The organism is Pseudomonas sp. FYR_7, from assembly GCF_043106155.1.
Classification (GTDB): domain Bacteria; phylum Pseudomonadota; class Gammaproteobacteria; order Pseudomonadales; family Pseudomonadaceae; genus Aquipseudomonas; species Aquipseudomonas parafulva_B.
In genome coordinates this window covers 152,665-166,831 of record NZ_JBICMI010000053.1, presented here as the reverse complement: position 1 = coordinate 166,831, position 14,167 = coordinate 152,665, and the positions used below count along the sequence as shown (strand labels likewise).

Annotated in this window: 11 protein-coding genes and 1 pseudogene; 5 read left to right on the top strand and 7 right to left on the bottom strand. The window is 60.6% G+C overall.

The window, feature by feature from the left end:
• Positions 1 to 140: 140 nt before the first annotated feature.
• The gene (locus tag ACF8R3_RS14110) at positions 141 to 1,784 is read left to right on the top strand and encodes an acetolactate synthase large subunit (protein WP_058604990.1); all 1,644 of its coding nucleotides are present in this window, start codon (positions 141 to 143) and stop codon (positions 1,782 to 1,784) included.
• Positions 1,785 to 1,928: 144 nt separating this feature from the next.
• Here the strand turns inward: ACF8R3_RS14110 and ACF8R3_RS14105 are convergent.
• A pseudogene (locus tag ACF8R3_RS14105) lies at positions 1,929 to 4,460 on the bottom strand (HWE histidine kinase domain-containing protein); the annotation flags it as partial.
• Positions 4,461 to 4,659: 199 nt separating this feature from the next.
• On the opposite strand from ACF8R3_RS14105, the gene ACF8R3_RS14100 reads away from it, so the two are divergent.
• Positions 4,660 to 5,274 (top strand): thymidylate kinase, encoded by a 615-nt coding sequence (locus ACF8R3_RS14100; RefSeq protein WP_058637732.1) that lies wholly within the window; start codon positions 4,660 to 4,662, stop codon positions 5,272 to 5,274.
• A 23-nt stretch (positions 5,275 to 5,297) separates the two neighbouring features.
• On the opposite strand, the gene ACF8R3_RS14095 is transcribed toward ACF8R3_RS14100, so the two are convergent.
• The 4 genes from ACF8R3_RS14095 to ACF8R3_RS14080 all read right to left on the bottom strand — a co-directional run bounded on the left by ACF8R3_RS14095 (position 5,298) and on the right by ACF8R3_RS14080 (position 11,251).
• Complete coding sequence (locus tag ACF8R3_RS14095; RefSeq protein ID WP_392515754.1) at positions 5,298 to 6,305, bottom strand: zinc-binding alcohol dehydrogenase family protein; 1,008 nt, start codon at positions 6,303 to 6,305, stop codon at positions 5,298 to 5,300.
• 261 nt (positions 6,306 to 6,566) lie between these two features.
• Positions 6,567 to 8,828, bottom strand: coding sequence for a TonB-dependent receptor (locus tag ACF8R3_RS14090; protein ID WP_392515753.1), 2,262 nt, complete (start codon positions 8,826 to 8,828; stop codon positions 6,567 to 6,569).
• Between the two features lie 158 nt (positions 8,829 to 8,986).
• Positions 8,987 to 9,679: a DUF421 domain-containing protein gene (locus ACF8R3_RS14085; protein WP_392515752.1), complete on the bottom strand. Its 693-nt coding sequence runs from the start codon at positions 9,677 to 9,679 to the stop codon at positions 8,987 to 8,989.
• Between the two features lie 285 nt (positions 9,680 to 9,964).
• Positions 9,965 to 11,251: a DUF2254 domain-containing protein gene (locus tag ACF8R3_RS14080; protein ID WP_196185862.1), complete on the bottom strand. Its 1,287-nt coding sequence runs from the start codon at positions 11,249 to 11,251 to the stop codon at positions 9,965 to 9,967.
• Between the two features lie 240 nt (positions 11,252 to 11,491).
• On the opposite strand from ACF8R3_RS14080, the gene ACF8R3_RS14075 reads away from it, so the two are divergent.
• Both ACF8R3_RS14075 and ACF8R3_RS14070 read left to right on the top strand, forming a co-directional pair.
• Positions 11,492 to 11,797, top strand: a complete 306-nt coding sequence (locus tag ACF8R3_RS14075) for a DUF6482 family protein (RefSeq protein WP_058604983.1) — start codon at positions 11,492 to 11,494, stop codon at positions 11,795 to 11,797.
• Positions 11,798 to 11,805: 8 nt separating this feature from the next.
• The gene (locus ACF8R3_RS14070) at positions 11,806 to 12,168 is read left to right on the top strand and encodes a hypothetical protein (protein ID WP_392515751.1); all 363 of its coding nucleotides are present in this window, start codon (positions 11,806 to 11,808) and stop codon (positions 12,166 to 12,168) included.
• Here ACF8R3_RS14070 and ACF8R3_RS14065 read toward each other — a convergent pair.
• Complete coding sequence (locus tag ACF8R3_RS14065) at positions 12,151 to 12,465, bottom strand: hypothetical protein (RefSeq protein WP_058637775.1); 315 nt, start codon at positions 12,463 to 12,465, stop codon at positions 12,151 to 12,153. The genes ACF8R3_RS14070 and ACF8R3_RS14065 overlap by 18 nt on opposite strands.
• Before the next feature lie 139 nt (positions 12,466 to 12,604).
• Between ACF8R3_RS14065 and ACF8R3_RS14060 the strand changes: the two genes are divergently transcribed.
• Positions 12,605 to 13,426, top strand: a complete 822-nt coding sequence (locus ACF8R3_RS14060; protein WP_392515750.1) for an NADPH-dependent oxidoreductase — start codon at positions 12,605 to 12,607, stop codon at positions 13,424 to 13,426.
• Positions 13,427 to 13,489: 63 nt separating this feature from the next.
• On the opposite strand, the gene ACF8R3_RS14055 is transcribed toward ACF8R3_RS14060, so the two are convergent.
• Entirely contained in the window at positions 13,490 to 13,990 is a 501-nt protein-coding gene (locus ACF8R3_RS14055) for a hypothetical protein (RefSeq protein ID WP_196185865.1), read from the bottom strand.
• Between the last annotated feature and the right edge of the window lie 177 nt (positions 13,991 to 14,167).

Sequence of the window (14,167 nt, the reverse complement as noted above, 5' to 3'; positions counted from 1 at the left end):
TGTGATGCTCAGCATCATAACAATATATTTACTATTATTAACGCCAAGGCCTACGATGCGCGGCACTGAGACATCCTGCAACATCTCAGTCACGCAGCCAGCTGGCTGCATCCTCCCTGGATCTTGAGGTAGTACATTAAATGGCCAAGGCCGCCGATGTCGTTGTGCAATGCCTGGAAAACGAAGGTGTCGAGTATGTGTTCGGCATTCCCGGTGAAGAAAACCTCGACCTGCTCGAATCCCTGCGCAAGTCGAAGATCAAGCTGGTACTGACCCGCCATGAACAGTCTGCAGGCTTCATGGCTGCCACCTACGGTCGCCTGACCGGCAAGACCGGCGTCAGCCTCTCCACCCTGGGCCCTGGCGCCACCAACCTGGTCACCGCCAGCGCCTATGCCTACCTGGGCGGCATGCCGATGATGATGATCACCGGGCAGAAGCCGATCAAGAAGTCCAAGCAGGGCCGTTTCCAGATCATCGACGTGTGCGGCATGATGGACCCCATCACCAAGTACACCCACCAGTTCGCCTCGGCCGACAACATCCCGGCCCGCATGCGCGAAGCCTTCCGCCTGGCCGAGGAAGAAAAGCCGGGTGCCGTGCACCTGGAACTGCCTGAAGACATCGCCGCCGAGCAGACCGACGCCCTGCCTATTCCGCGCAGCCTGCACCGTCGTCCGCTGGCCGAGCACGTGGCCATCGAAGCGGCTGTGGAAAAACTGCAAAAGGCTCGCAGCCCGATTCTGGTGATCGGTGCCGGTGCCAACCGCAAGATGACGGCCAAGGTGCTCAAGCAGCTGATCGACAAGACCGGCATCCCGTTCATCACCACCCAGATGGGCAAGGGCGTGGTCGACGAGCGTCACCCGCGCTTCCTGGGCAACGCGGCGTTGTCGTCCGGTGATTTCGTGCACCGTGCGATCGAAGCGGCCGACCTGATCATCAACATCGGCCACGACGTGATCGAGAAGCCGCCGTTCTTCATGGTCCGTGGCGGCACCGAAGTCATCCACATCAGCTTCCGCTCCGCCGAAGTCGATGCCGTGTACTTCCCTCAGGTGGAAGTGATCGGCGACATCGCCAACGCCGTGTGGCAGATCAGCGAACAACTGACCGACACCGCGCACTGGGACTTCACCCGCCTGATGGCCATTCGTGAAGCCAACGAGGCGCAGATTGCCGAAGGCGGCGACGACGACCGCTTCCCGGTCTATCCACAGCGCCTGGTGGCCGATATCCGCCGTGTACTGCCTTCCGAGGGCATCGTGGCCCTGGACAACGGCATCTACAAGATCTGGTTTGCCCGCAACTACAAGGCGCACAAGCCCAACACCGTGCTGCTGGACAACGCCCTGGCGACCATGGGTGCCGGCTTGCCGTCGGCCATGGCCTCGCACCTGGTCTATCCGGACCGCCCGGTGATTTCGGTGTGCGGCGACGGCGGCTTCATGATGAACAGCCAGGAACTGGAAACCGCAGTGCGCCTGGGCATGCACATCACCGTGGTGATTCTGCGTGACGATGGCTACGGCATGATCCGCTGGAAGCAGGCCAACATGGGCTTCACCGACTTCGGCCTGGACTATGGCAACCCAGACTTCGTCAAGTACGCCGAAGCCTACGGCGCCACCGGCCACCGTGTCGAAAGCGCTGAGGGCCTGTTGCCACTGCTGGAGCACTGCATCACTACCCCAGGCGTTCATGTGATCGACTGCCCGGTCGACTACAGCGAAAACGACCGCATTCTCAACAGCGAGCTGCGTGAGCGAGCGCTGGCGATCTGAAGCGTACCCACACGCTGTGGCTGATCGCTGAGTCGTTCATCCTGTTGCATCGACCAGATGCAACAGGCGGTGAAGATGTAATCTCCCGCTGTATGCGGCGGCCGCAATGGCCGCCGTGCTTTGAGCGTCTTCAGTCCTGGGGTTCAGCAGGCCACGAAGGCTCATCACGATGGTACTCATGTCATAGGGTTTGCGCGTGACCGGAATGTGCTTCAAGTGCGCGGGAATACTGATGCCATCGCCATAACCGGTTGCGAACAGGAAAGGGATGCGCCGACGTACCAATGCCTCGGCCACGGCAATGGACGTACCTCTTCCCAGGTTCACATCGAGAATGGCGGCGTCGGGTGAGTGCCGCTCCAATATCTGCAAGGCTTCCTGTTCGGAACTGGCCGTGATGACGTGCTCGATTTGGGCATCGTTGAGTATTTGCTCGAGGCCGATGGCAATGACCAACTGATCCTCCAGAATCATCACGCTCAGGCCAGGTCGTGCGGCGAATGCCTCTGTCGAATCGATCAGGGGCGAGGCAGCAGCAGGCGCAGGCTCGGATTCCGCGACCGCCAGGTGCCGGGCTGGCAGCGTGAACAAGCCCTGAACCCCTTCAGGGTAGTATTCCACGCTACTGGTACCGCCCAGATCGAACGGGATGCTGCGCTCGATGAGGACCGACCCGAAACCTCGACGCCTGGGCACCTGCACCGGCGGGCCACCGCTTTCCTGCCAGATAATGGCGCAGGCGCCCGCAGCGTCGATTGCCCAGCTGACGCACAGCCGCCCCCCTGGGCATGACAGCGCACCGTACTTGGCGGCGTTGGTCGCCAGTTCGTGCAGCACCAGGGCCATTACCGAGTAGGCCCTGGCATCGAGAATCACGTTGGGCCCTTGCATGACGATGTCGGCAATCGCCGTGCGATAAGGCGACAACTCGGCATCGAGCAACATCGCCAGGCGCCCACCACCGTCACCCCGCACGACCTGGTCGTGGGCCAGCGACAGGGCCTGGATGCGGCCTTGCAGGGTGTTCACGTAACCCTTGAGCGTCTGGCCCTCGGCCGTGGGATGGGCGACCAGTGCACCAATCAGTGACAGGATATTCTTGACCCTGTGGTTGAGCTCCTCATTGAGTACTCGCTGGCGAACCTCGGCCTTGGAGCGCTCGCTGGCCAGCAGTTCGCTGTTGTGCAGCAACACCTCGACGATGGCAGTCCGAATGGCGTCTCCGAACTGCCGATCCTGCTCCGACCAGGGCGCAGATTGCTGGTGCACGGTCTGTTTCCATATGGAAAAACTCGTGCGCGGCGTCAGCCGGTCGCCCATCGCGCCACTGGTATAGGTCTTGTTAGGGTCGCCCGCCCAGTCGAGGGTCTGCACCACTTCCTTGCGAAAGAACATGATGTAGTCCTGCGGGCGCTGCGAAATGGGGATGAGCAGCACGCCCGATACGTCGCTGAAGTAGGCCTGGGCCGCCGGATGGGCCTGGGACAGGCTATTCGATGCCCATGTTCTGGCCTCGGCCACGCTCTCGGCAAAGCGCAACAATTCAGGCACGCAGGTTCGGGGCGGAACGCTACCGGCACTCGACCAACGCCCTTGCAGCGAGATGCCGATGCCATCGCACGGGATCAGCGACATCAGCCTTGGCAGCCGGTCTTCGAAGAAGCTGTGCATGTCGGCGGCATGGTTGGCATCGCGCAGCATGAGGTCGAGCGTGTCGTGCACCTGCACGGCCGCTTCGAGTTGTTGCCGGCTGCGCAATGTTTCGATGTGCAGGGCAAAGAACTCGCCGAACATCTCGGCCGCCACTCGCCGGCCCATGGTCAGGTTGCGCGGTGAATAGTGGTGGCAGGCAATCAACCCCCACAGCGCGCCATTGACAATGATCGAGATGGACATGGTGGCACCCACGCCCATGTTCTGCAGGTATTCGCAGTGGATTGGGGAGACGCTGCGCAGGTGCGCATAGGACAGGTCCAATGGCTCGCCCGAAGGGTCCAGCACAGGCTCCAGGGCAACTGCCTCGAACTGCACGTCCGGGATGACCCGGATCGGGTTGCGCAGGTACAAGGCGCGTGCCTGCTGCGGGATGTCCGAAGCGGGAAAATACTGCCCCAGGAAGCTCTCCAGCGTACTGCGCTTGGCCTCGGCAATCACTTTGCCGGCGCCATCGGTGCCCAGTTGGTAGATCATCACCCGGTCGTAGCCCAGTACTGCACGGACAAACCGTGCGGCATCGCGGAACAGGCGGTCGGTCTGGTCGATTTCACGCAACTGCGCGATCAATGTGCGGGCGAGCTCGATGGGTTCCGCAACGTTTTGGCCGGCAGGCTCGAATTCCAGGATGGTGCTGCCCTTGAAGCGGTGCGCCGATACATCCACACGCCTGCCATCGGGCAGGGCGACTGCAAAGCTCAACGCCGGGCGCGAGCCTTCGCGTACCCGGGCCAGGGCATTGCGCAAGGTATGGGCGAGCTCCCCGCCAATCACGTCATCGAGTTTAAGGCCATTGAGTGGCAGCGCCGCCCCCAGTAACTGCGGCGCATTGACCGAGTGGCGCAAGATCACGGTTGCGGTGGCGTCGCAGGCCAGCAAGCAGCCATGGGGCTGGATGCTGCCAGGAATCTGAATGGGTTCGCGGTCGCAATTACTCAGGTTTACCTGTGGGTCGAGGGTCATTAGCCATGCCTGTAGATGATGTAGAGGCTGCCTGCGCGGCCGCCGCCGTCAGCCTAGCAGTACACCCGCGTACGGCAAAGCCGGTGAGTGCCCCGGATAGCAGTTTTGTGGGTGCCGGTCGTCTGCACCAGGTGCCCGCCCTTGTGCATGACAGGCTTCGGTGGTTTCATGCGCCCCATGATTGTGAAGGTAAACGCGCATGAGTCGTCCGCTTTTCATCGCCATGGATGGGCCCAAGGGCACTGGCAAGACCACGCTGCTCGAAGCACTGACCCAGGCGTTGCGAGCCCAGGGCAACAAGGTGGTCAGGCTGTGTGAGCGCAACAATGATCCACAGCGCGCGCAGACCATGGCGTTGGTCAATCAGCTGGCTAGGCAGCCTTCGCCAGCACTTGAGTGGCAGGTCTGCGAACAACTGGCCGAAAGTCGCGCCTGGATCACCCGGCACGTACTGCCGCGTCAACCTGGCGACAGCATTGTTCTGATCGACCGTTGGTACCCCTCGGACGCAGCGTTTCGCCGAACCGTGCCGTTCGATCAGGTTTTGCGGTTGAACATCGAACACGGCGTGCAGGTGCCTGACCTGAACATTGCGGTGCTCACCACAGCGCAAACGTCCTGGGCGAGGGCGGCGGCACGCCGCCGGGGCCTGGGCAGCACGGTGATGCATACCTTGCAGGAGCAGATCGCAAGCACCCAGGCGTTCAGCCGTGCTGCAAACAAGCACGGCTGGCTGCTCTGTCAGAATGACGGCACCGTGACGGCTGCAGTCGACCAGTTGATGGAGTCCATCACGCCGCTGTTGCACGCCTGAACGCGACCCTCGAGCCGCCGTGCTCAGAAGCCTTCCAACACAATCTTGCCCTTGGCCTTGCCGCTCTCGATGACCGCGTGCGCCCGTTTCAGGTTGCTCGCATTGATCGTCCCGAAGTGTTCACCCAACGTTGTCTTGAGCACACCGCTGTCGACCATCTCGCTGATACGACTGAGCAGTTGGTGCTGCTTGATCATGTCGGGCGTCTGATAGAGCGAGCGGGTGAACATCAGCTCCCAGTGCAGCGACAAGGATTTGCGCTTGAGTGGGACCACATCCAGCTGCGCCGGGTCATCGATCAAGGCAAGCTGCCCTTGCGGGCGCAGGACCTCGATCAGTTGCTCAAGGTAGGTGTCGGTATGGGTCAGGCTGATGACGTGATCGACCGCTTCAACACCGTGTGCGCTGAGCTGGGTGGCCAGTGGGGCCGTGTGGTCGATGACCAGGTGCACGCCCAGGTCTTTCACCCAGGCTTGGGTCTGGGCCCTGGATGCCGTAGCGATCACGGTCAACCCGGTCAATTGGCGAGCCAATTGCACCAGGATTGAACCCACCCCACCGGCAGCGCCGATGATCAGCAGGTGCTGACCCTGACCGCCGTTTTCTTCGAGGCGCAAGCGGTCGAACAGCAGCTCCCACGCCGTGATGGACGTCAGTGGCAGCGCGGCGGCGCTGGCAGCATCCAGGCTGGACGGCTTGCGCCCGACGATGCGCTCGTCTACCAGATGGAATTCGCTGTAGCAGCCGGGGCGGTCGATGGCGCCGGCGTAGAACACCTCATCCCCTGGCTGGAACAGCGTCACCTGCTCGCCCACCTCGCGGACAATACCGACCGCATCCCAGCCCAGCACTTGTGGCTGGTCACCGCCACGGCTGGCGCGAATCTTGGTATCGACCGGGTTGACTGCGATGGCCTTGACTTCGACCAGCAGGTCTCGCGCACCGGGGGACGGTTTGGGCAGGTCTGCATCATAGAGCGATTGAGGGTCTTGCAGCGGCAAGCCGGGCTGCGAGTAAACGACAGATTTCATGGGGCAGGGCCTTGAGTGAAAAGGTACCTGCCTAGGCTATTCCTATCGTTTGTGAAGAAAAACAGGCTTAGAGGATTAATACTTTCTTTTCAGGAGTGAAAACGGGAGGGTAGTCGATGCGCGAAGATTCAAACCTGAGGCCTGCATTGGCTCTAAGTTGTGAGGGGCCCGGCCTGACGGCGACGGGCTGCGAAGCAGCCCTGAAGCGGTGCATGGCACAACGCTTGCCGTAGGGGGGGGCAGGTCGTGCGACCTGCGCGGTCAGAAATCGACCGACGCACTTAGAGACAGCGTACGTGGCGCACCGAGTACCAGATAGTTCGAGCCTGGATACCCACCAGCGGAAGCCCAATAGTCACGACCGGCCACGTTGTCCAGACGCGCACGCAGGGTGACATCCTTCTCGTCGACCTTGAAGCCGTAGCGGGCCCCCAGGTCCAGCCGCGTCCATGAAGGGATCTCGAGGTTATTGGCATTGTTGATGTACTGACGGCCGGTGTAGACCACTCGGCTGGTCAGTGTCAGGCCGTTCACACCTGGCACGTCCCATTCGCCACCGATGTTGGCCTGGGTCTTGGGCACGCCGATGGCCTGGTTGCCGTCGTCCTGACCGTTCTGGGTCTTGGTGAGCTCAGCATCGAGGAGGGTGACGCCGCCAAGCAGACGCACGCCGGGCGTCGGCTCGCCGAACACCGACAACTCGATCCCGCGGTTGCGTTGCTCGCCGCCTTCTTTGAAGACCTGGTCCTCGACGATGCCGACCGGCTTGCGCGTCTCGAACACTGCCAGGCTGCCACCGAGGCCACCACCGTCATACTTCACGCCCACTTCGGTCTGTTTGGCCACGTAGGGCGCCAGGGAGGCGCCGGCATTGAGCACCGGCGCTCTGGAACCGTCAGGCAGGGTAGTGGTGGCGCCGGCGGTATCGCCCTTGGTCAAGCCCTCGATGTAGTTGGCGTATACCGAGAACTGCTCGTTGATTTGATACACCGCGCCGGCAACCGGCGTGGTTTCATAGCGTTTGTACTTGGATGTCTTGTCGCCGGAATTGTAGTCGTAACCTGTCACGTCCAGCCCTTGCCGACGAGCCCCCAGAGTGATCAGCAACTGATCATTGAAGAACCCTAGAGTGTCAGCGATGGCCAGGCTTTGGGTACGGGTTCTCGCGGTCACATGTGGGTCGGACATGTCGCCACTGAAACTGGTGTTGTCGGGCTTGGCGACATACACCGGGTCATAGAGATCGTTGGCGAAACCACCGAAATTACCCGCCCAGGCATTGCGGTCCTTGTTGTCGAACATCGAGCCGGACAGCACCCACTGATGCGACACCGGACCTGTTTGCAGGGTGTAGCGCATGCCCACCTCACCGGTGGCCACGGTCTCTTCCCGGTAATTGTCGAAGCGCGTCGAACGGGTCACGCCGTTGGCGTCGGAGGAGGGGTTGGCCAGCACGTTCTTCTCTTCCCCCTTGCGCATGCCGATGGCAGCCCAGGTGGTGAGTGCATCGGAGAGGTCATACTCGGCACGGAAGGTGCCGAATGTTTGCTTCTCCTTGGAGTACGTCCAGGGCTGGCCGTAGTTTTTGTCGGCATCCGGCGGGCTGGGTACGCGGCCTGTGGGAGTGACGCTGGGCAGCGGGTTGTCGATGAAATGGTACTGGTGGCCGATGTCGGCCGAAAGCCGCAGACGCTCGCCTTGGTAGTCCAGGCCCAGGGCGAACATGTCCAGGGAGCGGTCCTGGTCCTGTACCGCCGTCTCCCCGTCGCGCTTGGCCACGTTCACGCGAACGCCAAAACGGTCTTGCTCCCCGAAGCGCCGCGCCACGTCGGCCGAAACGGTACCGAAGCCCCGGTTTTCAACGCCAGCGGTCAGCCGGGTGAGGGGCTCGTTCGGGGCACGCTTGGGCAGGATGTTGATGGCGCCGCCGATGCCGGTGCCGCCGGGGGCAGCGCCGTTGAGGAAGGCATTGGCCCCGCGGAATACCTCGACCCGCTCGATGAACTCCGCCGCCACATATTGACGCGGCAGCAGGCCATAGAGGCCGTTGTAGGCGATGTCATCGGAATACAGCGGGAAGCCGCGCATGACATAGAGTTCCTGGAAGTTGCCGAAGCCACGGGCGACTCTCACGGAAGGATCGTTCTGCAGAATATCCGCGACGCTGTGCGCCTGCTGGTCCTGGATCAGTTGATTGGTATAGGAGGTGGATGTGAAGGGCGTCTCCATGTAGTCCTTGTTGCCCAGGATACCAACACGCCCACCGCGGGCTACTTGGCCCCCTTCATATTCAGGTACCAAGCCATCCCTGGAGGCGTCGGCGCTGGCCGAGACTGCGGTTTCTTCAAGCTCAAGAACCGTACCGGTGGTGCCGGCCGCATTGACGGGCTGTGCGACCGGCACCGGGATTTCCAGTGTGTTCTGGGCAAGTGTGAGCGGTGACGCCACGCTTGCGACCAACCCCAGGGGCAACCAGACGACAGTGTGCAACGCAGGCTTGCGGGCAAAATTTGGGAAGGGCATGTGAGAACCTGATGAAGGAATTGGAACGACAGGAAATGGCCTTGCAGCAAGGTGCAGAATTATAGCGAGTGGGAATCGTTATCGCTAAGCTTTTGTTTGCATCGCCGGGCCCAAGTTGTAACTCGATGGTTGCTTACGGGTCTCGTGGGTGCCGGCCACTAGCGGGTGCGGGTGGTCATCAGGGCGGGTGACCAACTGCGATGGCCACAGCGCGGGCAGGCAATGACGTCATGAAGTTGGTGCTGTACCGGCAGACCACAACTGACGCAGCAATACAAACCTGCTGAAGGTGGGGCGTCGTATTCCAGGCGGTGTTCAGGTGGCAGCACTGACAGTCCCGGCTGAGTGTCTTCGGCTTGGTAGAAGTAGAGGCTCAGTTCGCCGTCGGTCTCAAGCAAACCCAACCGCACCTGGCCCAGGTGCTCCACCCCTTGCTGGCGCAGCTCCATGAACAACTCGTTGGAGGATATGTTCAGGTTGCGCAACGAGTGGATTTCGTACTGCCCGTCCTTGACGACAGTGATCGGTAGCCCGTCGATCCAGGCTTCGCACGTCTTACTCCGGCGCATCAGGTAGATCGTACCGCGATACAGGAGCAGTAGCGTGACGAACACCAGGGCCACCGGCAGCAATGGCACATCTTCGTAGAAGGTCACATCGCCGGCGGCCGAACCCAGGGTGAGGATAACGACCAGTTCGAAGCGCGAAAGCTGCTTGATGCCACGCCTGCCGCTGAACTTCAGAAACAGAAACACGGCGAGAAAGGCCGCAACCACGCGCATCATCACTTCCATCAGAAACGTGACGGGCAAGTCACCCAGCAGCATCCTTTGCAGATCGAATGACTCCATCAAGCGCCCTCCATCTCCACCTTGTGATCAATTGACCTGAGGGTAATACCCACGGTTCAGCGTGGGCGTCGCCATGGGCTGAGCAAGGGAGGGTGGCATTCAAAGGAGGGGGATTTTCGAGCGGGCAAAAGAAAGCCCGCTGCTAGTCGGGCTTAAGTCTTTCTCATGGGGATGAGTTGATAATCCACTTGGCAACGTGAAAATTCGGTGAAATAAAAGTCCCCATTGTGTAGAGCGCTAATTTGTGCGGCAAAGCCGATGAACGGTCAGATTGTGAGATGACCCTTAAGGCAGTTGCGCCCGTGGCCATTCCAGATTCTGGACCAACGCCCGCAATCGCTGCTTGTCTTCTTCCAACGGCAACGCATGCTCGGCCCGCTTGAGCAATAAATCCACATGCGCGATGCACGCTTGGCCAAAACGATCAGGCGCGATGTGCGCCAGGCTCGCCAGGGCCTTTACCAAGCGGATGTCCACTTCCAGCAAGCCGGCACCGTCCCGTGCAATCAGGGTGAAGAAGTCATCGAACATGTCGTCGACCGTTAAACCGCGCACATGCACGTTCTGAAACTGGCCATCGGTCGTTGTATCCGGCGCTTGCCGTGCCCATGTGGAAAAGCAGCGTACCCCACGGCCTATGACGTCGATGACCGTGCCAGAGTCATTGGTGGCGGGAGACAGTGCGCGGGATGCAATCTCTGCCAGCACCGAGAGCCCGAAGCGCGGGTCCTGGCCATAGGTGCGCCGTGCCCCGAGCGTCACTGCAGCCAGAATCTCAGCTTCAAGTTCTGCGGTATTGCCTGCCTGTACGCTGCACACGGCGCGTGCCAGTACCGTACCGTGATGCACGAAACTGCCCGGCAGCACTTCCAGGTAGATTACGGCACTGTACTTGTCGGCTGCGTGGGCGAGGGCGCTGACATCGACGTGTTGTACATAGCCGATGTCATCGCAGGGAATCGGTACTGCGTCCGGGTCAACCTGCGTAGCATCCGTGTAGGGTTGTGCCCCCAGGTAAGGCCACTGCGCACGGCGCTTGAGCGCTGCAAGAGCCGCGTCCTCCACGCGGTCGATGGTTTCCCCGACGCGGCCAAGTTTGGACAAGTGATCGATCCAGCGCAGCAGGGTGTACACGATCAGTACGATCATCACCAAGGTCACTGCAAACAACACTACACGGCCCTGAGCGCCATAAATGCCCGTACTCAGGGCAATGATGCCCACCAGGCTGAACAGAAAAGAGCCAATGAACGTCGCCAGGGCGTTCTGAGTCGTGGCGTCCTCCATCACAAGGCTGGTCGCGCGCGGTGTCACGCCACTGCTGGCGGCGCTGTAGGCCGATACCATGGTGCTGAGCGAGAACGTGGTCACGGCCAGCATGCTGGAGGCGATGATGCCCAGGATCTTGTCGACCGAGTCCGCCCCGACTTTCGCCGGCAACGACGCCGGCACCATGTCGCGCAAGGCAATGGCCAGCAGCGCGGTGAGTACACCGATCAGGGAAAACAGGCTGGCGCGAAACCATAGCCTTTTCGTCGTTTGCGCAAGTGCCCAACGCCAGCGAGCGATCATGGTGGTCAATCTTCCTCAGTAGGTAGGCCGCAAGCAGGCTGAAGCTCTGCGGCATCGCCACGATTGAGTTCAAGTGGGTGCAAATAGTTTCGCGACCCGTGTTCGGGTTTTGCAAACGAGACGGAACGACGGCAGCGCTGCGGTATCCTTATACAAGGCGCTGGATTTGTATAAGTGCGAACGCTCGACGTTATCCATCAAGCCCGATGCAGGCCGCGCCTGCCGGATGGAGTATTAGCCATGAACCTAGAGCAACTGAAGCAACTGGCCACTGCCGGCACCGTCAACGAACTCGAACTGCTGTCGCTCGAAGGCGGCTTTTACGTACTGCGTGCGTTGACGGCCGACGGACCGCAGACGTTCAGCGATGCCCAGGGGCAGGCGGTGCGCCTGCGGTCGATGACGGAGCTGCGCGAGCTACTGGCCGATGTGCCGCCTGTGCCATGCATGCTGGTGCAGCATGTGGTGCATGACGAGATGTGCGGCCAGCGCGATGGTCCCCTGGCGCCGCTGCGCGTCCCCGTGACGCTGGCAGAGCAGTGGTAGCTCAGTCGGTGCAAACGATAGACGAGAGCCGCCTGCAAGCCTGGCAAGCCCTGTCGCAGTTCTTTCTGGACACCGAACTGACAGAGTCGAGCCTGGCGTGGGTGGCTAGGGCCGTGGCCCAGAGCCCCTACACGCTTGATCAATTGCACAGCATGCTGTGGCATGAACTATACCCGGCATTGCATTGGAACCTCAGGTCCATGACCGGCGAGTGGGCAGGCTGGACGGATGAGTTCTTGATCGAGCACGTTAAGGTGCGGCCGTTCGAGCCGGCAGTTGCGCGCTGCGGGGCGGTGGGTGATGAGATCGCACAGTGCTGGGATCGGACGGTAGCAAAGCTTTCCGTACAGGGGCTAGGCCGCGCCGAGTAACCGCAGCAACTGGGCGTGCTCCCAAGTGCTCATCAACGCAACCGGGTCGGTGCCGTAGTGGTGATGGGTGTTTAACGCGTAAACACGGCCGTCGGGGCTGAAACAGCTGATGAGGTGATCTAACGCGCCGGCTTCATTGCGCAAGGTGAGTATCCAGCCGTCTGCTTGCACGGTCATGGATCCACAGGCTATTTCTGTCCAGCTTGGTTCGCTTACGCGCTGTAAGTTCCGGATCCCGAGGGCGATATCGCGCAATATCTGGTAGACCTCACGAGTTGCCAGGGAAGGTGTTGTCACGCTGATGGTCCGTACTCGATTGGGTTGCAAGTCAGTTAGCCCATGGCACTTGAGCCAGCCATTAGGCTCAGAGACTACAACACCCATTATGTGCGCGTGGCCGTTTTTTGATAGCCTCCTATCGTTCTGGAGGAATTGTATGACAGCCGATAGCCGATCAAAACTTGCCGCCCGCTATGGTACCGAAGAGGTATCGCCGCTCACCCAATGCAATGCAGTGATCGAGCAGTTGCTCGACCATCGCAGCGTACGGGCATTTGCGGACCGATCGCTGTCTGATGGTACGTTGGAAGCTTTGGTTGCCGCTGCCCAGTCTGCGTCCACGTCTTCCAACCTTCAGGTCTGGAGCGTGGTGGCAGTTCAGGATCCCGGCCGCAAGCAACGGCTGTCGGTGCTGGCGGGCAATCAGGCTTATATCCACCAGGCACCCCTGTTTCTGGTCTGGCTTGCCGACTTGTCACGGGTGTCGCGCATTGGCGAGCAGCATGGTGTGGCACTAGAAGCATTGCCTTATCTTGAAAGCTTGTTGCTAGGCACCATCGATGCGGCACTCGCGGCGCAGAACGCGGTCATTGCCCTGGAGTCCCTGGGGCTGGGGAGCGTTTACATTGGCGGCATTCGTAACGACATCGAAGGTGTGGCCGCGGAGTTGGACTTGCCTGCTCATGTCTATCCCGTGTTTGGCTTGTGTGTCGGCTACCCCTCTGCGGATCGGCCCGCCAAGGTCAAGCCGCGGCTACCGCAGGAGGTCGTGTTGCACCATGAGACGTACTCGACCGCTCAGGAACAGAGCTTGCTGTCCCGTTACGACGAGCGCCTGGGGGCGTTCTACCACCGTGAAGGCATGAAAGCCTCGGGGTGGTCGGAACAGGTCGTCAGCCGGCTACGAAGCGTTGCCAGCTTGCATGGGCGGGAAGCGCTGTTTGATGAATTGAAGCGGATGGGGTTCGGGTTGCGGTGAGGCGGTATTCACCGACCGATCACAGCGCATCTTCGTTTGAGAGACCCTAATGAATAGCTATCTTCAGGAAGTTGTGGACTTGCACCACCTGATCGAAGCACGGTTTGCCCAAGGCGAGGGTTCGGTTGAAGCGATCATGCAGCACTCCATAGCTATGGCCCATAAGCTGATGGCCATGACCCCTCCGACCCAGGCGATGACACCGTCAAGATGACTAACGGCGACCTTCAAGTTGTCATCTGCAGGGTCCCGGACTACGAACTTGGATAGGCTACGCAGTTGCGCGTGACTCCAGCGTCCAGTGCTGTCGAGTTTGAGCAGGTACTCCACCAGTGAGCGGCTGGCGCTGATGCCAGAGGCCAGTCGAAACACTTCGATATCGAGCGCTTGATCCAGATATCGAGTAAGCTCGCCATTACCGGCCTCTGACCGCACGTTTTTGAGTCGATTCATGCGCTTGCGAACGAAATATTTGTCATGCCAATCCAAGGCTTTGGTGAGCTGATTAACCCATTTCGCACCTTGGTAAACTATCGTCGCAAGCGCGATATCAGAAGGAGGCATTGGCGCTGGTTTCCGATCTTGCCCGGCTACTTGAGCAGCTTGATCCAAGCAAGGGATATTCTCGTGGCGCTCAAGCAGACTGAGCGTTGGAGGGGCAGGTCGCACAAGCCCTGGCGGCAGATCCCGACTGACCTTTCACAAGGGCCAGCCATCGAATAATCAAGTACCGTTATTAAG

Coding starts and splice junctions, on each gene's coding strand:
- ACF8R3_RS14110 (WP_058604990.1), top strand. CDS start 141: ATGGCCAAGGCCGCCGATGTCGTTGTGCAATGCCTGGAAAACGAAGGT.
- ACF8R3_RS14100 (WP_058637732.1), top strand. CDS start 4,660: ATGAGTCGTCCGCTTTTCATCGCCATGGATGGGCCCAAGGGCACTGGC.
- ACF8R3_RS14095 (WP_392515754.1), bottom strand. CDS start 6,305: ATGAAATCTGTCGTTTACTCGCAGCCCGGCTTGCCGCTGCAAGACCCT.
- ACF8R3_RS14090 (WP_392515753.1), bottom strand. CDS start 8,828: ATGCCCTTCCCAAATTTTGCCCGCAAGCCTGCGTTGCACACTGTCGTC.
- ACF8R3_RS14085 (WP_392515752.1), bottom strand. CDS start 9,679: ATGGAGTCATTCGATCTGCAAAGGATGCTGCTGGGTGACTTGCCCGTC.
- ACF8R3_RS14080 (WP_196185862.1), bottom strand. CDS start 11,251: ATGATCGCTCGCTGGCGTTGGGCACTTGCGCAAACGACGAAAAGGCTA.
- ACF8R3_RS14075 (WP_058604983.1), top strand. CDS start 11,492: ATGAACCTAGAGCAACTGAAGCAACTGGCCACTGCCGGCACCGTCAAC.
- ACF8R3_RS14060 (WP_392515750.1), top strand. CDS start 12,605: ATGACAGCCGATAGCCGATCAAAACTTGCCGCCCGCTATGGTACCGAA.
- ACF8R3_RS14055 (WP_196185865.1), bottom strand. CDS start 13,990: ATGCCTCCTTCTGATATCGCGCTTGCGACGATAGTTTACCAAGGTGCG.